9 protein-coding genes are annotated in these 20,659 nt (G+C 63.5%); 3 read left to right on the top strand and 6 right to left on the bottom strand.

Annotated elements, in window-relative coordinates:
* Positions 1-39 precede the first annotated feature (39 nt).
* The 6 genes from ACYVG8_RS12700 to wecB form a co-directional block, all read right to left on the bottom strand.
* Positions 40-1,773, bottom strand: coding sequence for a ShlB/FhaC/HecB family hemolysin secretion/activation protein (locus ACYVG8_RS12700; protein WP_460745950.1), 1,734 nt, complete (start codon positions 1,771-1,773; stop codon positions 40-42).
* Between the two features lie 1,108 nt (positions 1,774-2,881).
* Positions 2,882-3,274, bottom strand: a complete 393-nt coding sequence (locus ACYVG8_RS12695) for a hypothetical protein (protein WP_460745949.1) — start codon at positions 3,272-3,274, stop codon at positions 2,882-2,884.
* Entirely contained in the window at positions 3,271-10,857 is a 7,587-nt protein-coding gene (locus ACYVG8_RS12690) for a hemagglutinin repeat-containing protein (protein WP_460745948.1), read from the bottom strand. Before ACYVG8_RS12690 ends, ACYVG8_RS12695 begins: the two co-directional genes overlap by 4 nt.
* Before the next feature lie 175 nt (positions 10,858-11,032).
* Positions 11,033-13,174 (bottom strand): glycosyl transferase family protein, encoded by a 2,142-nt coding sequence (locus tag ACYVG8_RS12685; protein ID WP_460745947.1) that lies wholly within the window; start codon positions 13,172-13,174, stop codon positions 11,033-11,035.
* A 6-nt stretch (positions 13,175-13,180) separates the two neighbouring features.
* Positions 13,181-15,388, bottom strand: coding sequence for a cellulose biosynthesis cyclic di-GMP-binding regulatory protein BcsB (locus ACYVG8_RS12680; RefSeq protein WP_460745945.1), 2,208 nt, complete (start codon positions 15,386-15,388; stop codon positions 13,181-13,183).
* Between the two features lie 25 nt (positions 15,389-15,413).
* Positions 15,414-16,598 (bottom strand): non-hydrolyzing UDP-N-acetylglucosamine 2-epimerase, encoded by a 1,185-nt coding sequence (gene wecB / locus ACYVG8_RS12675; RefSeq protein WP_460745944.1) that lies wholly within the window; start codon positions 16,596-16,598, stop codon positions 15,414-15,416.
* 499 nt (positions 16,599-17,097) lie between these two features.
* Here wecB and ACYVG8_RS12670 point away from each other — a divergent pair, with 499 nt between their 5' ends.
* From ACYVG8_RS12670 to ACYVG8_RS12660, 3 genes are all read left to right on the top strand, one after another.
* Entirely contained in the window at positions 17,098-17,856 is a 759-nt protein-coding gene (locus ACYVG8_RS12670) for a response regulator (RefSeq protein ID WP_199489830.1), read from the top strand.
* A gap of 195 nt (positions 17,857-18,051) precedes the next feature.
* Positions 18,052-19,215, top strand: a complete 1,164-nt coding sequence (locus ACYVG8_RS12665; protein WP_051528882.1) for a diguanylate cyclase domain-containing protein — start codon at positions 18,052-18,054, stop codon at positions 19,213-19,215.
* Positions 19,216-19,379: 164 nt separating this feature from the next.
* On the top strand, positions 19,380-20,627 hold the full coding sequence (locus tag ACYVG8_RS12660; protein WP_036386026.1) for an MdtA/MuxA family multidrug efflux RND transporter periplasmic adaptor subunit: 1,248 nt from the start codon (positions 19,380-19,382) through the stop codon (positions 20,625-20,627).
* Positions 20,628-20,659 lie beyond the last annotated feature (32 nt).

The following is a 20,659-nucleotide window of genomic DNA, read 5'->3' as shown; positions in this document are numbered from 1 at the left end:
GGAGGGGGTAGTGACAGGGGCGGCTTGCCGCCTCCCGCTTCAGTACGCCAGGGTCAGATTGAAGCCGGCGGTGGTCTGCGCGGTCAGAAAGCCGTCCGGCTGCCGCAATGCCTGCCCGGCGAACAGGTCGTAGTTCAGCCGGTAAAAGGCGCCGCGCAGACCGAGCACGGCACCGGCCAGCGATGTGCCGACCAGTTGCCGCGTCGACGGTCCGCCCACCCGGCCGTAGTCGAGCCCGAGATACAACTCCTGCCCGCTCTGCCCGAGCATGACGCCCAGATCATTGCGCAACAGCCAGCCGCGCTCGGCGCTCAGCGACATCTCGCCATCGAAACCCCGCACGCTGTAGCGGCCACCAATGGAAAACCGGTCCTGCGGTACCAGTGGCGTGCGGTTCCATTGCGCCCGCCAGGTTCCGCCATAGCGCAATGACAGCGGGCCGGCCGTGAAAGGCAGCGTGAGCTGGGCATCGGCACTGATCAGTGCCAGCCGCGACGTGCCTTCACCGAAGCCTTCCTCCGGCGCCGGTATCGCCCCCATTGCGCCGGTCCCGCGCCGATAACCGAGGCTGGCATCCAGCGTTGCCGGTCCGATAAACACCCGCTGGTTCAGCCCTGCCTCCCAGCCAGCCATGCTGCGGCGCTGGACCCCGACTTCGGTATCGTCGATGAAGTTCTTCGACTCGCGTGTCCAGCCACGCAGCCAGACACCCGTCTTGCGTACTGCATCGCGATACAGCAGCCGGGACAGGCGGATTTCATTATTGTGACTGTCGCCGCTGTACCGATAAGTCTGGTTGGCTCCGGCGACGGCCTGATGATAGTCGTAGCTGCTGGAGGTCAGCCCCAGCAACCAGTAATCAAATGGCAGTTCGTAATGCACCGTGTAGCCACGGGAGCCACGCTGTCCGGCTTCACCCCCGCCAAGATCATGGTTGAAACTGGCATAGAACAGATCGTTCAGCGTCCACCAGTGGTCGTAAGACACCGTTGCACTGCCCTGGTACCTGCCGGTGCTCCTGCTGCCCGAATCATCGACGGACAGGCCGACCCGGAACGGCATGTCCTGCCGCCACGCAATCAGCAGATCGCTATCGCCGGGCGCGGCGCCGATTTCGTCGACCGGCTCGATGCGGATGTCGGCGTCCGCCGTCGGCACCCGCTTGAAATTCTCCAGCCCCTGTTCGATATCGCGCAGATTGAGCACGTCTCCGGCACGAACCGGCAATGCATTCCAGCGCGTGGCGCGCGGACTGCTGTCTTCACTGAAGCGGATCGCCCGCACCCGCCCCGGCACCACGGTCAGCGCCAGCGTGCCACTGCCCAGATCCTGCTGTGCAACCCGCACCTGTGTCGTCACATAGCCTTGCGCGACAATGGCATCCTGAACCCGCTTCATCACCAGATTGATCCCGGCATCCCCCAGACAGCGCCCGCTCGCCGGGTCGGCAGCCGGGTCGGCCGCCGCCAGCGCCCGGCGAAATGCCCCGGCCATCTCTCCATCCAGCACAATCCGCCGGATCACGAAACACGGACTTTCCCCGTCAGGCAAACGCCCGGCCTCCGCGGCTCGCGGCAGTTCCAGCCGCACATCAGGCGCCACCGGCTGTCGCTGCTCCTGCTGCGCGCGTTCGCGTTCCTGCTGGCGGATCAGCGCCTGATCAACGGCGGGAACACCGGGAATGGCGGGAATCGCCGCAAACGACGGCAAGGCAGAGACCAGCCCACCCAGCACGATAGCCAGGTGGACAGGTTTGGGACAGCTACACAGCATTTAGGAAGGACACCTTTGAGGGGGCCAGCACGGTCGATGCAATGCTGGCGCCAAATAATTACTAATTGTCACGCGAATTTATTTACAGACATGACAGAATGCAAAACATAAAACCCATAAAATTCTCCAAATCATATCCGCATTATAAATGCAGCTTATAGCTCTTTGTCACCATAACTCGACAACGGTCTAGCTGCATTTAAAAAGCGAGATGCCGATGATATATTTGGCTGCAGATTAAAAACATAGCAAGCATGGCTCTCTCCATCGATAGCCGCCCAAAATGTTGGGAAGGCTCATTGGCTTTCATGCGTAATTTATGCTTGGCATGCCTGCAGTAATGGGAAGAGAAAATTGTTGAAAACAACGCGCCAGACATTTAAATTTCCACTAGTCATGGATTTAATTGGGACAACTGATGTTTTATTTTTTCCAGGTTATGCAAAAAACAAAATTTAACTATTTATCGGGTTTTCTACGTAGAAATTTTTTGCGTAAAATTCCCAAACCATTCCTCCCGGCCTGGCCCGGGAGGAATATTAGCCACCCCTGCAAATACTTTTTCAATAGCAGGCTATCTATCGATCAAGGAACATTTTGCCGAATAAATTTATTTCCTGCAAATGATTATCTATCAGCCGCATATTAATCAATAGTCATGTGCGAAAGGCGTACATCTTCAAATACAAATCAGCAGCCCCCAACAAATTCATGCATCTCACATTGACAGCTTGCTTTTTTTGCATACTGAACCCACTCACCAGAACTAGTACGAGCCTTTAAGATCCCATCATTCAACTACCACTTATAATATTCAGTATTTTTTTACTGATCGAAAATATATTTTTCATGTTTTCGCTTTCTTATTTTTTGCACCGCACAAAAAATACGGCATCATTTCTTTTAATTAGCCGCCCATATGGCTACGGTGAGGCGATGCTGGAGCTGCGCGCCAGAAAAAATGGCAGTCCCCGCTGGGCGAGGACGAGAAGTGATCGAGACGATCCGTTAGGGACTGCAGGCCAAGGGCTTTATCGTCCCAATCACGAAGCTGTGCCGCTGGTTCGACGTGTCACCCGGCACAGGCCCGTGCGACTACCCTAAAAGGTTAAACTGCGGGGGATGAATAACGTTTTTCGAGCCTTTTGGCTGAATTTAAAACTCCATCTTTTTCATCAGGAAAGTAGTCAGAGTACACATCTGCAGCAATTTTCATCAAGGCAATATAGTCCGCTACTGGAATACTTGAAGTTTCCACCTCTCCCTGAAAAAAACTAACTTCATTAAAAGCCTTGGGGTCATCCCAATCTTGGTCTAGGGAATAGAAATGCCCCTCACTCGCACAAAAGCCAACCCCCCTCGATGCCTCATAAATAAAGGCAGGAAAATTTATTTTCCCCATGGAAAGGGACTTTTTTATTATTTCATAAAGATCCTCGTACTCCAGTCCTGAGGAAGAAAAATTTTTTCTTAATTGTTCAAGCCAAGACAAGTCAATCATTGTTTGATCCTCGGTGGCATCGTAATGAAAGAGTTTGTGATCTTTCCAGTTTTAATATTGCGAGTTACTTGAAAATAATAGCCATCAACTTTAATACTAACTTCTCTTAAAGCTGGGTTTGCCGCAAATGCCGACTCAGCGTTAACTGCTGCGCGACTGGACATATTAGCGACCTTGCCATCGGGTAGGATTTTCGGGTTGTAAGTAGTCTTCGTGGCTATTGTTTTATAGCCATCAATCAATTCGCCGACATTATTTATCCTAGGCAATTGGTATTTATAATCAATAAGACCTGGAAAACGGGAGTCAGTTATTTTGTCGGAAATTTTTGCGCCAACCATTTCAATAGACTCCAAAAATGAATCGTTGTTGTGGGCTCCGGAAATTGTACCTGCCTTACGATTTAGGACACCAATTTGGGTGTTATGGCCAAGAACTGACTCACCAAAGTCCTTTGGCAAGGCAGAGGCAATAGGCACTTCAACCGTCACAGATCCTTTTATACTTTTCCCTGTGACGTTCTTTTCTGCGGCCTTTGCAGCCTCCCCCATCACCCCACGCGGCCCACTGATCGCCCCGGCACCACCTACCACCTCAGCTGCCGCGATCCCCAGTTCGCTGCATTCCACTGGCGAGCTCAAGCATAGCGCCATCAGTGTCCGCGCACTGGCTACTGCGGCGCCCCCCTGCAATACCCCCAACCCCGCCAGCACCACCCGGGCGCCCGGATTTGCCGTCAGTTCTTCACCAAACTTGCGATTGCAGACCTGCTGACTCAGACCGGCGCAGTGCTTCCGACTGTAATTTTCATATTCTCGCTGCTTGAAGACCAAGCCACCCCATTCGTTGTTCTCCATTTCGATCTGAAGCGCGTTCCTGCTGCTGACCGTGTCACCTCCGGTTTCGGCGGCAATGCCGGCCACGATGGACCCTACAAGGTTTTCTCGTGCCAGCTTTTCTTCCGCACTCAGGGTAGAACTGTCCTTGAGCAAGGTGTTCAGCACGGCATTCACACCCACGCCGCCCGCCACCCCTAAGGCGGCGCTGCCGCAATTGCCACCGCTAGCGGCAGCACTGCCGCAGGCAAGAAGGCCATGCAGAACGGCCCGTGCCGCGTCGGCTTGTGGTCCGTCGCCGACTTGCGCCGCCAGTTCCTTGATCTGTGCGGCCCCCATGCCCTGCACGTAGCTGACGACGGCACGCTGAGCCAGGTCTCCAAGCCCGCCCATGACGTTGCCACCGGTCGCCGTCGTCAGCACGGTGGCCCATTTGCTGTACTCCCCCCCTGGAGCCCACTTCGCCGCATCCCTGCGTTGCTGATCCAGCGCCGTCTTGCGTTCCGGATCAGTTTCTTTCTCCCACTCCCGTTCCAGCCGGTCCGCTTCCTTCGCCCGGTTATTCAGAAACGTCCCCGTCTCCCGCTGCAGCGCCTCGACGATCGCAAACCCGGCCTCGATCTTGTCCTTGTCGAAGATCGGTTTCAGCGTATTGCTGCTGTCCCGCTCGGTCGACACGTTCCGGTTCAGTCCGGCAAGGCTCTGCGGGTCACCGTCGGTCAGGATGAGGGTGCCGCCGCTGATGCCGCTGCGCGTAGTGCTGCTGCCGCTGCCCTTGGCCATCATGGCGATGGGCGGCGTAGCGCTCCAGCCGTTGTAGGCCGGCAGTTCGCTGCCCGGCACCTTGTCGCCGCCGGTCGTGGCCGTACCGTCCTGGCTGGTACCGACGCCGCTGGATGGGGCGGCGCTGTCGCCGCCACCGCCCATCGGCTTCAGACTGAAGTCCTTGCTGCTGTAGCCGCCGCCGAGGCTGACGCTGCTGGCGCTGTAGCTGGCGTGGTTGCGGATGTCGCTGTACGACAGCGTGCCGGTGGTCAGCCGGTTTGCGCCGTCCTGCACTGCTTGCCCGGTTGAGGCGATGATCCCGCCCTTCAGCCCGGTATGGCCGCCGACGTCGAGCTGGAAGCCGCCGTCGCCGGCGCGGATGCCGGTCTGTTCGGTCACGCTGGCGTAGTCGCTGTTCATCTTCTGCTGGCCAACGCTGACGCTGCCCGAGAAGCCGACCCCGACCGTGACGCTGGCGCTGGCCGATTGCTGCTTGCTCTTGTACTTGCTGGTGTCCTGCAGGCTTTCGATGCTCAGGTCGCCGCCGATGTCGGCCACCACCTGCCGGCCGCGCACGTCCGCGCCGCGCAGGGTGCTGTCGCCGTCGCTGGCCAGGGTCAGGGTGTTGCCGGCATCGAGCTGGCTGTTGCGCCAGATCACGTCGTTGCCGTCCGACTTGCCGCGCGCCATGCTGGCGCTGGCGGTAAAGCCGTAACCCGCGCCATTCGAGCCGAAGGTGATGGCGAGGCCGACTGCACCGCTGACCGACTTGTTGCTGCTGTGCTGTTCGGCGGTGTTGCGTGCCGCCAGCAGTTCGATGTCGCCATCGGCCAGCAGGGTCGCGTTGCGGCCGGCCTGCACGTCGCTGCCGTGCACGACGATATCGCTGTCCTTGCCGGCGCCGACCGCCACGATGCTCAGGTCGCGCCCGGCCTGTGCCGTGCTGGCGGCGGCATCGGTATAACGGTTGACCGAGCGGCTCTCGCTGCGGCTGCTGCCGAAGGTGATGCTGAGGCTGACGCCGCCGGCCGCTTTCGGGTCGGCATTGTAGGCGTCCAGCGCGTTCTTGCCGGCCAGGCCGACGGTACCGGCCGCCAGTGCTGCCAGCCGCGGGTCCTTGACCTCGCTTGCCGCCGACACCATCTGTTGTGTGGTCTGCAATGCGGCCAGCAGCGGGCTGCTGATGCCGATGTTCAGTCCGGTCTGGCTGAACAGGTGGGTTTCCTGGTGCTGGCCGCTGTTCTCGCCGGCGACCAGCGTGACCCGTTCGCCTTGCAGGCGCAGATCCTGGCCGGCGCTGAGCTGGCTGCCGCTGATGTTCAGCGCCTTGCCGGCGGTCAGGCTGGTGTCGCCCTTCAGGCTGCCGATGCGGCTGCCACTCTGCGACTGGCTGCGGTCGTCGGCGCTGTCGGTCTGCCGCACCTTGCCATAGCTGAACGTGGTGCCGGACGAGCCCAGCCCGGTGGTTCTGACGTCCTTGAAATGGTATTCACCGTGCTCGGTGCTGCGGCTGCCAATGTCGAGCTGATTGCCGGCCTGCAGCGCCAGATCGCCGGTCGCCACTACATTGCCGGCAGTGACGCCGAGGCCGTGCCCGGCATGAATGGCGATGCGGTCGCCGGACACGGTGGTGGCAGCAGCCTCGGTCCAGTCGCTGCGGTCGATGGTGTGGATCGTTTCGCCGGACAGCAGGCTTTTGCTGGCGACGTAGCGTTCATCGCGCGCACTGGCGCTGTTCTCGCCGGCCAGCAGCCGCAGGTCGCGACCGGCGCCGAGCCCGATCGCGCCACTGGCGTTCAGGTAGGCCGCGGTGGTACCCAGGTCGCGCCCGGCCAGCAACTGCAGGTTGCCGCCGCTGCCGAGCTCGCTGCCGACGCTCTGGCTGTCGTGGGTATCGGCGCGGTTGCGCCGGTCCCATGCCACGTGGTCTTCGCGCCGGGTGGTCAAGGCGTCGAGGTTCAGGTCGCGGCCGGCCGCCAGGGTCAGGTCGCCGGTGCTGTGCAGTGAGGCGGCGGTGGCGGTCAGGTCCCGGCCGGCCGAGGCCAGCAGGGTGCCGGCGTCGATGCGGGAGACGCCATCGATCCGCGTTCTGCTGCCCTGTTCACCCGAGGTGCTGCGCAGGGTGCTGGTCAGGTTCAGGTCGTTGCCGGCCGCCAGGTAGACACTGGCGCCACTCAGGCGCCCGGCCAGGTTGTCCAGATCGCGCCGCGCCTCGGCCCGCAGGCTGTCCGCCATCAGCGTGCCACGGTTGCGGATGTCGCCGGCATCGATAACCTGCTGGCCGGTCGCCAGCAGGGTGCCGCTGTTGTCCAGCGCACCGGCCAGTTTCAGCTTCAGGTCGCCGCCGGCCATCAGGGTGCCGTCGCCGCGCACGTCGCCTTCGCGCACTTTGGCATACACCTGCGGCACCAGCACGCGCTGCCGGCTGCCGTCGGCGAGGGTGACGTCCTGCGCCACCAGCCAGACGATGTCGGTGGTCAGGCGCGCCATCTGTTCGGCGCTGAGCGCCACGCCCGGACTCAATTGGTAGTGCCGGGCGAACTCGACCCCGGCCGTCATCAGCGCCTGGTACTGCGCTTCGTTGCTGCTGTAGTTGCCCAGGAAACGCCGTCCGGTCAGTTGCAGTACCTGCTCGTTGACCAGCCGCTGCTCGTAGTAGCCGTCGCCGAGCCGTTTCTGGGTCACGGCCGGATCGAGTTTCAGCTGCTGCAGCATGTAGTCGGAACTGAGCCAGGTCTTGTAGCTCGCATAGCGCGCATCGGTCTCGACCAGATAGCGTGCCTCCGGCGCCGGCCGGGTCTGGTACAACGCGCTGTCCGGCACCTGTCCCGGCAGCGGTCGGGTACGGATGGCGTCATTGCCCAGTCGTCCGGCCACGCCTTCGAGCCTGACCTGCGTCGGTGTTTCCGCCTGCCGGGGCTGCGTCCCCTGATTCGATTCGGTGCGTGCCACCGCCAGTTCGACGGTGCTTTCCTCGTTGCCGGGCTGGTAGGCAATGCTCCGCCAGCGCCGGTCGTCACTCTTCATCGAGTGGGTCTTGATATAGGTGCTCTGGGCCGAGCCGCTGACGGTGGTGACCTGCACTACCGTCGCCCCGACGTTCTCGACCGCCGGGCCGTTGACGTCCAGCGTCTTGCCGACCGAGATCCGGCTCTTGTCGTTGACCACCCGGCCATCCAGCGTGGCATTGCCGGTCACGCGCAGCAGTGCCGGATCGGTGCTGTCGACCACCGGCACATGCGGGGTCCGGTCGACAATGTAGACGCTCCAGGTCTTGACGACGCGCTTGCCCAGATCCTGGTTGAACGCAGCAATGGCCTGGTTCAGTTCGAGGTAGCGTGCTTTCCTGTCCTTGCCCTGGGTGGTCCAGGTCTGGCTCGCCGTCAGATACTGGGCGTAGCCAGGTGTCGCCCGGCAGGCGTTGCCTTTGTACCGGCAGGGATCGACCGGCTCGCCCCCGGGCTCAACCGGTGGCTGAATGCCGAAGATGCCCCAGATACGGTCGCTCGGTGAATAGACGAATTCGTCCGGAATGGGGTCCGGTTTGCAGTCGGTAAGGCCATCGTAGGTGTAGCAATCCTTGTGCTCGGGGATAAAGGCAATGGCGACCGACCCGTTGTTTCTTTTCTTTATCTGCTTCGAGAATTTGTTGTAATCGAACGGCGGCCCATACCGCTCGAACGGGTATTTCGCCGATGGCAGCACCAGCACCTTCGACGGCTTGTCCGGCCAGCGCCAGTTCTCGCCGGCATAGCCGCCGCCATAGCTGGTGTTGTACAGCCGGACCTTGCTTGCATCGATAAACTCGGTCGCGCCATTCAGCCGGTACAGAATCTGCCGGGTCGTGGCACCGTCCACGGTCGAGGTGCGGAAATGGTCGTTGCGGTTGACGAGTTCGTCGGCGGCAAGTACGGCATTGCCGCCCACGTCGATGGCCGCCGAGGCATTGACCACGCGCGTGGCGCGACCACTGGCACGGCCGTTTGCATCCAGCGTGCCGCCAATGCGCAGATCGCCTTCCGTGAGGATCAGTGCGTGCTCGCGGTTGAGCAGCGTGCCAACGCCAAGGTCCATGTCGCCGCGCGACGCGATCACGCCGGCGGTCGCACTGGCCGGGTCACGGTCGTTCAGCAGTGATCCGGCCTGGATGGCGACCCGGTCGCCGTACAGCCGGTCACGGTTGCTGACGCTGCCGGCGGTGATGCGGGTGTCGGCACTGTCGATCAGGCCGGCGTTGTCGAGTTCGCCGCTGAGGTTCAGCCGGCCGCCGCCGCCGGCGACCAGTTCGCCACTGCCGCGGTTGAACAGGGTTGCCGCTCCCAGCGTCAGTGTCTGCCCGGCGCCGATCCGGCCCTGATTGTCGATCGTGCCGGGGCTGGCCAGCATCAGGTCACGCCCGGCCTGCAGCTCGCCACGGTGCAGATAGTCACCGCTCAGCGTCAGGCTCAGATCGCCGGCGGCCAGCACCTGGCCGCCGTCGTTGTCGAGGGCGTCAGCCCCCAGCGCCAGCCCGCCATGGGCCGAACCGAGTGCGCCGCTGCGGTTGTCGACATGGCCGGCATCGACCCGTGCCTGACCGTCCGCCGCCAGCTGGCCGCTGCGATTGTCGAGGCTGCCGCGCACGCGCGTATTCAGCCCGCCCAGGCTGCCGATCCGTCCCTTCTGGTTGTCCAGTGATCCGCTCTCCAGCACCAGATCCTGCTGTGCCGCCAGTTGGCCATCGCGATTGTCGATCGCGTCGCCGGCGTGCAGTCGCAGCGTGCCGGCCTGCAGCCGCGCCGCCCGGTGGTCGATGCGCCCGCCCGCCTCCAGGCTGGCGTGACCACCGGCATGCAGCGTGCCGCCGGACAGATCCAGCGTCTGCCCGCTCAGGGTCAGTGCCGCCGCGCGGTCGATATCACCGCTGCCGTTCAGGCCGGCAGCCAGCGTGCCACGGTTGTCCAGCTGTACGGCGCTGGCGCTGACATCGCCGTGTGCGGCCAGCAGGCCGCTGTTGTGCAAGGACTGACCGGCGTCGACCGTCAGTGCGCCGCTGCTGTACAGCGTGCCGCGCTGATCCAGTTCGCGGCTGGCAAGCCGCGCATCGCCCTCGCTGCTGAGGCCGCCAGTCAGTTCCAGCCGGCCGTCGTGGCGCAGGACAAAACCGCCGGGACCGGCTCCAATCTGACCGGCGTGGCGCATGCCGACACCGGCTTCGGTGCCGATCAGGAAGATCTTGCCGGCATACATGCCGCCAAGCCGGGCGGTATCCAGCGCGAATCGGGGTTTGTCGCCAGTGGGCGCACTGGGGCTGGCGGTCGCGGTTTCTCCGTCGGCGGCGACCTGATTCTGGCCGGTGACCACGCTCAGGTACTGCGCCCACAGCCCGGCATTGATTTCGACTGCGCGGGCAAGGATGGCGGTATGGCTGGTCTGCGATGCATCCAGCCCGGCACCGTCGACGCGAATCAGCCCGTTCTCGACCTGAAAACCGCTCAGCCCGCCACCGACGCCATACAGCGGCCGGCCGGTGCTCAGCGTGGCGCGATCGGCATTGATGAAGCCGCAGCCGGCACAGCTGATGCCGGACGGGTTGGCGATGACCACTTGCGCCCGGTCACCGGCGACTTCGACAAAACCGCGCAACTGACTTGGCTGGTTGCTGTTGACCTCGTTGACGATGATCTTCGCCGTGCCCTTGCCCAGCCACGGATTGCCCTGCACCCAGCCGCCCTGGCGGGTGCTGGCATTGGTGCGGGAGTTGTTCAGGATCACGCCGCGCGAATCGACATCGAACTGCTTGTAGCTATTGCGCGACACCCCGGCTGCGCTCGGGGTCTGGATATTGACCTGTGGCAGTCCGCTGGCGGTGTTGACGATGGTCGGCTGCTGGTTTTTGGGTGCGGACGGGTCGGCAATAATGGCAGAGGCCCCGCTGGCACCGGACAGGCCCAGGCACAGCAACAGGGCGGTCACGGCAGTAGCGGACGGTCGGAACGGCATGGGGTTTAGCAGCCAAACATCAGGAAGGGTCGATACTGTACTCCTATGTCATTGCTAATTCGGTGGTAAATATTCTGAAAAGCTAAACAGAAAAATGCACCTTTTGCCCCGGAATAAACAAAAAAAGGAGGCCATAACGGCCTCCCGGAGACGACAAAACAGAAAATGGCGCGGCCTACTTGCCGCCCTCCACCACTTCTTCGGCCAGCGCCGAGCGTCGGCGCTGCTCATCCAGTGCCTGCTTCAGGCCGTCGCGCGACACTACGCCCTCGCGCAGCAGGTACTCGCCGATGCGACCGTCACGTTCCGGCTGGTAGCGGTTCAGTGCCGTCTCGAACGCTTCACGGCTGACCAGATTCGCTTCGATCAGGATATCGCCCAGCAGTGGCGCGCGGTCGAGCTGGAAGCGGCCGCCGCGGATCAGGCGCAGACCGGCGCTGATCTCGCTCTCGCGGGCAATGAACTGGCGGAAGGCACAGCCTTCATGTTCGGCCTGCAGCTGGGCCAGCGCTTCCCCGGTCAGCGGATTGGACACCGCGATCTCGATCGCGCCGTCGGCGGTCTGGCGCAGCGGCAGTACCCGCCAGCGTATGCACAGCGCTGGCGAGATCAGTGCCAGGTTCCGTTCCAGTTCGGCAGCATCAAACTGGGCACGCGGCAGGTCGGACTGGCAGGCAATGGCCTCGGCCAGGGTTTCATCGTCCAGCCAGCCACGCGACACCAGAATCCGTCCCAGCGGCAGTTGCGAGCTGCCGTTCGCCTGTTCTTCCAGCACGCTGTTCAGTTTGTCGCTTTCCACCGCCTGCCAGGCGGTCAGCAGTTCGCCCAGCCGCTGCCGCGTGACCGCCAGCTGGCCGGAGGTCGGAAAGTCGTGCATGGTCTTGTCCCAGGCCATGCGCTTGCCGAAGAACAGGTACAGCAGGAACATTTTCCAGGCGCGTGCTGCGGCCATGAAATTGATCACATTGCTGACCACCATGCGCGGCACCGACATCAGTGCGTGTTCCCAGCCGTACAGCAGATTGACGAAGTAGATCCGCTGCACCACGCGCAGGGCGAGCGAAATGGCGGTCAGCGTCACCACCGTCATCAGCCAGCTGCCGGACACGAAAATCGGTGGCAGATGCAGGGTCCACAGCCCGCTGGCGGTCAGCAGCCAGAACAGGATGAACTGGAAGAACAGCAGGTAGGCAAAGATGCTGACAAACGAGGTGATGATGCCCTTGCGATCGCGGAACAGCAGGTATTTGGTCGCCAGTGAACCGCGCCAGCCGAGCTGCTCCCAGCTCTGCAGGCCGATGCCCAGCGTCCAGCGCGCCTTCTGCCGGTAGGCGGTGCGGAAGGTGTCGGGAAAGTACTCGCGCACGCACAGCGGCATGTCCAGCGTCTTCTCGCGCACCGGCCCCAGGCCGAACCACGACTTGCGCCGGGCACGGAACTGCACCGGAAAACGGGCGAAGATCGACTGCATGCCCATCTCGGCCAGCCGCGCCCCGACGTCGTAGTCTTCGGTCAGGCTGTCGGTATTGAAAGGCTGGTTGCGGTTCTGCGCGCACAGGCCCATCAGCGCGCGGCGCGAGAAACAGGTACCGACACCGGCCGACGGCACCATGCCGGACACGCTTTCTCGGACCACAAGGTCCTTGGCGTGCCATTCGGCGAATTCGTCCATATAGGTGCCGGCCACCAGCTCGAACCACTCGCGTTCCAGCGAGGTGACCGGCAGCTGGATCATGTCCTTGCGCGGCAGCAGGTAGTTGAAGAACTGCAGTTCCAGCGGGTGCAGCACGTCTTCGCTGTCGTGCAGGATCACGCCGGCAAATTCCATGTCGTGCTGTTCTTCATGCAGGAAGATCGCCTGGATCAGCCAGTTCAGGCAGTCGGCCTTGCAGGTCGGCCCGTCATGCGGCACTTCCACCCGCTTCAGCTGGCGATAGCGCCGGCGCATGCGCTCGACTTCGGCAATGGTCGCCGAGTCGTTCGGATAGGTGCCGACGAACACCACGTAGTTGCGATAGTCGAGCACGCCGACCATGTTCTCGATCATCTGCGCAATGACGTCGTACTCGAGCCAGGCCGGCACCATGATCGCCAGCGGCTGCTGGTCGCGCTGGCCGAGCTGTTCGGCGGTCAGCGGCGTGTAGTTCTGGCGCCGCTTGACCGTCAGCTTGCGCCAGATCTCCCGCGACCAGTACCAGACATCAATGAACAGGTCGTCCAGACTGGAAATCAGGATGATGATTGCCACTACTACCGACAGCTTCTCCAGCGCCGAGTAGTAGTGGGCAAAAAAGATATTCCAGTACAGGAGCATCATGGCGGATCAGGACTCCACCCTGGCATGGTCCTGGCGACGACGACGGACCTGGGCGATGCGGGCGGCCATCAGCATGAAGGCAATCACGCCGATCAGCGCCAGCCATGCCCACATATGCCGTTCCCACATCGACTGCGGGTTGCCTTCGTCGGCCAGCCGGGCACTGGTCGGGTCCGCCGTGTCGATCTGCAGCGTCGGGCCCCCCTCGTCGATCACGGCGAAGTTGCCCCGCGCGAGCCGGAACGGCTTCGGCACGTCCGGCGCCTCGCTGCCGACGGTACGGAAGGCAATACCGCGTCCGCCATCGACGACTTCCGCCACCGTCAGCCGTTGCAGACCGCTCAGATCGAGCAGCGTCGTGTTGCTGTCCCGTTTCAGTACCAGTTTGCCGCCATCGACCGCGACTTCGCTGCCCCCCGACATCGACGGCACGTCGAAGGCGATGAAGTGGCCGCTGACGTCCGGTTTCTGGCCGCTGGCCACGACTTTCAGCTGCGCGTGCTCGCCGGTGGCGCCCACGGCATCACTGAGGCGGATCATCCGGGCCAGGCTGGTCGGCGCGTCCTTCAGCCATGTATCCGGCACCAGGACGGCATGATCGCCGGCCAGCCCGATGCTGGCGCCGACAAAATCGTCGCCGGGCGCGCCCTTGCCCAGCCGCAAGTGACTGCTCTTCTGGATCGAGACCGGGTACGGGGTCGGCTGGTCGTGGCAGCGGATCTGGGTCGGCTGGCGCAGGAAGACGATGCGGATTTCATTGCGTGCCGCCAGCGCGTAACGCGGGATGTTCACCGCCAGCCGCCGGGTATTGCCATTCGCTTCCAGCTTTTCGGCACCGAGCAGATAGTCGTTGAGCAGCACCGACAGTACCGGCCCTTCACCGCCGGCATTCGGCGCCGAGGCCACATCGAGCACCAGCTGGCTCGGGTAGCGACCGTCGCCGGCCACCGCACCGAGGTCGAAGGCAGCGACGCGCTCGCCGCGCGCGATGATGTCCATGGTGCCGGACACCGCGCCGAACTGGTCGAGCAGCACCGAACCGTTGTCCACCGCCGGCGTGTTGGCGCTGGTAACGGTCAGGTCGCGGCCGAGGGCAGCCGGGCGCCACAGCGAGCCCAGCAACCCGGCGGCCCGGGCGCCTGCGCCCTGGGCGACGATGATGACCGGATTGCCGGCCAGCACGCCCAGGCGGACCTGATCCTGGCGCGACGGCACGTCCAGCGGGGCGCCATTGTGCTTGCGCCATTCGTCCCAGGCCGCAGTCGCCGCCTCGCCGGAGGTGCGAACCTGTTCGCCCAGCGCATCCAGCGCCTGGCTCATCGCCGTGCGCAGTGCCGGCTCGTCAATCAGCAGGTCGGTGCCGAGCGGGCCATTGCGGCCGAGGGCCAGCAACGCACCGGTTTCCGCCGCGCTGGCAATGCGGTGGCTGCCGCTGCCGCCGGCCAGTGCCGCGAAGGCCGGGATGCCGCGCAGGCTGTCCGGCACCCGGACCGTCGCCAGGTCGACGGTCGTCCCGACCGCCGGCAGCGCCTGGATGCGTACCCGCTTGCCGGCCCGTTCCAGCGTGACCCCGACCCGCCACGCGGTGTCGTAGGCTTGCGGCGACAGGCTCTTGCCGGAAACCAGCAGAACCGGGGTCGCCGGCAGGGCGCTCCACGCCGTGGCCAGCGTTCGCACGGCACTGCGGTCATAACGGTACTGGAACAGTGAATCCGGATTCAGTCGCAGGGCATTGCCCGGGGCGCGCTGGTCCGCGCACATCAGGTCGGAAATCACCGACGACCAGCCGATGCCAAGCCGCACAAAACCGTTCGGGCGTTCGCCGCCGGCAATGTCGATACGCTGGCTGGCGTCGCCCTTGTCATCGGTATAGCGATTGGCGGTGACCGGCACGTCATCGGCCGACAGCAGCAGGGTCGAGCGCCCGCCATCGGCACGCAGGTAGCTGGCATTGATCTGCACCGTCGCCGCGTCGATCGGCACCCCGGCCGGCACCGGCAGGAAGAACTCGCGCCGGCTGTCGCCGCCGGACAGCACCACCGGGCTGCGCAGGCCCAGCGCGGCCAGGCTGATCTGCCGGTTGACCCAGGTGTCGGCAGTCCATTCCTGGAACTGTTCGGCGGGGCTGCCCGCCGCCCAGACCTGGCTGACCAGGACACAGAACACGGTGGGCAGGAGAAGACGGGGCCGGGCGGCGCGATGGGATGTGGGCATGGTCGATTGCACAGTAAATTGAGATTCAGGCCGGCAGCGATGGCTGCCCGGAAGCCGGACGGTACTCGTCGGCGCCGACGGGGGTGAACGCCTCGCACGGCTGCCCCATCAGCGAGGCGACGATGCGGGCGGACGCCATCCCGTCCCCGTAGGGGTTGTTGCGTCTGGCAAAGCGTTTCCACAGTGCCGGGTCGTCAAAGAACGCACTGACTTCGCTGACGATGCGCGCATGCCCGGTCCCGATCAGCTTGACGGTACCGGCCGCCACCGCTTCCGGCCGCTCGGTCACGTCGCGCATGACCAGCACCGGCTTGCCCAGCGACGGCGCCTCTTCCTGCACGCCGCCGGAATCGGTCAGCACGACATGGGCGTGCTGCATCAGGCGGATGAAGTGCAGGTAGTCGAGTGGTGCGATCAGATGGATGTTGCCCATCCCGCCGAGCGCCTGCAGCACCGGGCCGCGCACGTTCGGATTCAGATGGACCGGATAAACGATGTCGATGTCATCGCGCAGCGACAGCTCGGCCAGGGCCGCGCAGATATGGGCGAAGCCGTCGCCGAAGTTTTCCCGCCGGTGACCGGTCACCAGCAGGATGCGGCGACCGCTGTCCAGGAACGGAAATGCGCTGTCGAGCCGGCGCCGCAGGCTTTCGTCGCGGTCGATGCGGGAAACCGTGAAGCGCAACGCATCGATCACGGTATTGCCGGTCACGACCACCTGCCCTCCCGCCTTCTCGCCGAGCAGCAACTGCTGTGCGGTCGCCGTCGGCGCAAACAGCCACTGGCTGACCAGGTCGATGGCACGGCGGTTCATTTCTTCCGGCCATGGCTGAGACAGGTCACCGGTGCGCAGGCCGGCCTCGACATGGGCCACCGGGATGCGACGGTGGAACGCGGCCAGCGCCGCCACCATGGCGGTGCTGGTATCGCCATGCACCAGGACGTAATCGGGGTTCACCTGCGCCAGCACCGGGTCCAGCTGCGCAAACAGCCGTCCGCACAGCCCGTTCAGGGTCTGGTCCTTGACCATGATGTCCAGATCGAAATCTGCCTTGATTCCGAACAGCGCCATGACCTGCGCCAGCATCTCGCGATGCTGCCCGGTGATGCAGACCCGGGAATCCACACCCGGCGTACGCGCCAGGAGCTGGACCAGCGGCGCCATCTTGATGGCTTCCGGACGCGTGCCGAAAATTGAGAGAACTCGCAAAAAACACCTCGATATCCATGATGCGGTGACAGGCGCCAGTGGCGAAGACGTTCACTTGCCGGCGCCGTCCACACCCGGTCACATTCCACCGGCGGGATTCCGGCCCGCGGGAAAATCCGGCAGAAAACCCTGGCCTGGCGTTCCCGGCCGGTGTCATCCGCTTATGTCATGATGACCACGAAACAGGACGCGCATGTTTGTGATGCAGGTCAAACGCTTTGCTGCAGAGAACATGTCGCAGTGTTTTTTGGATTTGTTATGCTAGTTCACTGACATATAGAATAGGATCGGTAGCGTAGCAACCCGATTCATTTCACGCAGGGCAATCACTTTCGGTGTTTCGATTGTCATTGCGGCAGGCTGGAAACGGAAATAAGCCCGGTATTCTAGTCTCCCGCCATGTCTCCGGAAAACCCGAATCACGTTACCGTGTCATTTGTCGTGGCAACCTGTCCGATAAACAGAAGTCGTGCCCGCAAAAACCGTCCTGGCCATTTCCATGTCATCCAATTCACTACGTCCTCATCTGCTCATCATCGACGACCGGCCCGACGAAATGCGGTTGCTGCTGGAGACGCTGCGCAGCGAGGATTACCGGATCAGCGTCGCCTTCGATGGTGAACAGGGCTACCGGCGCGCCATCGCCAACCGCCCCGACCTGATCCTGCTGGATGTGCGGATGCCCCGGCTGGGTGGCTTCGCCACCTGTCGGCAGCTGAAGGCCTACCCGGCCACCTCGCGCATCCCGGTGATCTTCCTGACCTCGTCGAACGAGTTGTCCGAGCGGCTGGAGGGACTGGGGGCCGGGGCAGTCGACTACGTGACCAAGCCGTTTGCACCGGAAGAAGTGCTGGCACGCATCCGCATTCACCTGCAGCTGGCCACCGGGACCGCCCCGCAGGCGGTGATCGAAGAGCCGGACATCACCAGCCACGATCTGGTCATCGTCCGCGCGGCCATGAAATACATGGCGGAAAATATCGCCAGGCCGATCAGCCTGGAAGACATTTCACGCCATATCGGTACCTACGAAAAAAAGCTGTCCAACGCGTTCCGCACCCATACCGGCAAGTCGGTATTCGAGTATCTGCGCGAGGAACGCCTGTGCCGCGCCCGCCAGCTGCTGTCGACCACACCGCTGAGCATCCATGAAATCGCACTGGAAGTCGGTTTTTCCAGTGCAGCCAATTTTGCCACTTCATTTCGCGACCGGTTCGACACCACGCCGAGCGAATTCCGCAAGAACCCGGACGGCTGATTCATCCCGGCTGATATTTTCGCGCCGACAAATCTTTTGTCATTGCCGGCAAACATTCGGATTACGGTAAACAGATAGCATGGTGCAGCCACAACCGGAATTTATTCCGCTGCTGCGGTCATTCCTCCAGTCGCCCCGGTTTTTGCGATGCCCGCGCGTTGCAGCGCTTCGCGGCATTGCTGACAAGGGAAGGTCATGAAGGTTACGAAGGTCATGGAAAACAACGGCTCGAAGCCCCCGTCGTATTACTACGCCAATCCGAATCTGGTGATTCAGAAGCTGCGTGCCCGCTGTCAGGCCCTCAATGACGAACAGGAGCAGTTGCTCGAACGCATCGACCTGCTCGAACTGACCAACCGGCGGCTCAAGCAGCTGGTGGCCATCGACGAGCTGACCGGCGCCTTCAACCGGCGTCATTTCAACAAGCTGTTCGAGACTTCACTGAGCCTGCACCGGCGCGATGCGCCACTGGCGCTGTGCCTGTTCGATCTCGACAACTTCAAGGCCTACAACGACTTCTATGGCCATCCGGCCGGGGATACCGTGCTGCGCGAAGTGGCCACTGCGATCCGCGGCAAACTGCGCCGCACCAGCGACAGCCTGTCCCGGCTTGGCGGAGAGGAATTCGGCGTGCTGTTCTCGGCCGAATCGGCCGACAAGGCCTGCGCCTTTGTCGCCCAGCTGCAGCAGGTCGTCACCGACCTGGCCATTCCGCACGCCTGCAACCCGCCCGGCATCGTCACCGCCAGCTTCGGCACGGTCTGGTGGAATGCGCATGACGAGCAGCGGCTCGGGGCTGACCAGATCTACGCCACCGTCGACACCCTGCTGTACGACGCCAAGGCCGCCGGCCGCAACCGCTCGGTGATCGACGAGCTCGGGCATGCCTTCAACCGCTGCCATGTCGGCCCGGCTTTCGATGCGGCGCTGGCCCGCCACCACCGGGCCGACCCGCTGGCGTTCTGCGTGGTCGAGATCGACAACTTCAAGGCATTCAGCCATCTGAACGGCCCGGAAACCATCGACAAGGCCCTGCGCGCCATCACCCATGTCGTCCAGGTACGGCTGCGCCGCGCCAGCGACACCATGCTGCAGACCGGATCGGAGCAGTTCAGCATGCTGTTCTCTGCCAGTTCGCCGGCCATGGCCGAGCAGTTTGTCGAGCACATGCGCGCGGCCGTCAGTGCGCTCGGCATCCCTCACCCCGGCCATCCGCTCGGCGTGGTGACCGCCAGTTTCCGCATTGTCTGGCTCGGCGCCGAGGAAATGACCGCCGACCAGATGACGCAGACCGTCAACAGCCTGCTGCACCGGCCACGCAAGTCGGTGCTGAACCAGGTCAGCCTGGAGATGCTGTAGGGTCAGGCCGCCCGTCAGGTGCCCGCCCGCGTGCGACAGGGGTCGCACGCGGGTTTTTTCGTCTGGGCGCACTTCTTCCACAGTTTCTTCATTCTCTGGCGACAGGCGGCTGCTACCCTGCTCACGATCCGGTCATTCCCGTCCGTCCATTTCGCGCAAAGCCCATGAATCCGTCCACGTCCCCGAAATCCGGCGCCCGTCGCCGCTGGTCCCTGCTCCTGATCGCCGCCGTCGTCATCGGTGGTCTCGGCTACGGCATCTACTCGCTGCGCCAGCAGAGCGCGGCCGGCGCCGCGAACGGACCCGGCGGGCCCGGCGGCAGGATGCCGCAGCCGCCGGTGCAGGTGGCTACCGCCAGCACGGCCGATGTGCCGGTCTGGCTCGGCGGACTCGGCACCGTGACCGCCGCCAGCACCGTAACGGTCAAGAGCCGGGTCGACGGCCAGTTGATGAAGCTGCACTTCACCGAGGGACAGACGGTCAGGGCCGGCCAGCTGCTGGCCGAAATCGACCCGCGGCCATTCCAGGTCAGTCTGGCACAGGCCGAAGGCCAGCTGGCCAAGGATCAGGCCGATCTGGACAATGCCCGCGCCGACCTCGCCCGCTACCGCACCCTGCTGGCGCAGGAGTCGATCGCGGCGCAGAAGGTCGACACCCAGGCCTCGCTGGTGCGCCAGTTGCAGGGCACGGTCAAGGCGGATCGCGCCCAGGTGGACTCGGCACGGCTGCAGCTCGACTACAGCCGGGTCACCGCACCGGTCAGCGGCCGGGTCGGCCTCAAGCAGGTCGATGTCGGCAACCAGATTTCGTCCGGCGACACCACCGGCATCGTGGTCATCACCCAGGTCCAGCCGATCCAGGTACTGTTCACCCTGCCGGAAACGCAGCTGCCCTCCATCCTGGCGCCGCTGAACGCCGGCCAGACGCTGACGGTCGAGGCCTGGGACCGGGAGATGAAGCAGCGGCAGGCGGTCGGCAGGCTGCTGACGCTCGACAACCAGATCGACACCAGCACCGGCACCATCAAGCTGAAGGCCGAATTCGCCAACACGGACGGCACACTGTTCCCGAACCAGTTCGTAAACGCCCGCGTTCGCGCCGGCACGCTGTCGCAGGCGGTAGTGGTACCGGTTGCGGCCGTGCAGACCGGCAAGAAAGGCAGCTACGTGTGGGTGGTCGGGGCGGACAACAAGGTCGCCATGCGCCAGGTATCGACCACGGCCGGCGATGGCACGCGCGTGGTCATCAGCAAGGGCGTCCAGGCCGGCGAGCGGCTGGTGACCGACGGCGTCGACAAGCTGACGGCGGGCGCCCGGGTCGAGATCGTCGATCCCGCCCGTCTCGAACGCAATCGTGCCGCCGCGGCCAGCAAGCCGGCCGCGCAGAAACGCCACAAGGGCCAGCCGCAATGAGCGGCCGCCGCCTGCCCGCTGACGGCCGGAGA

The organism is Microvirgula curvata (genome assembly GCF_054781615.1).
This window is presented reverse-complemented; position numbering and strand designations above follow the sequence as displayed.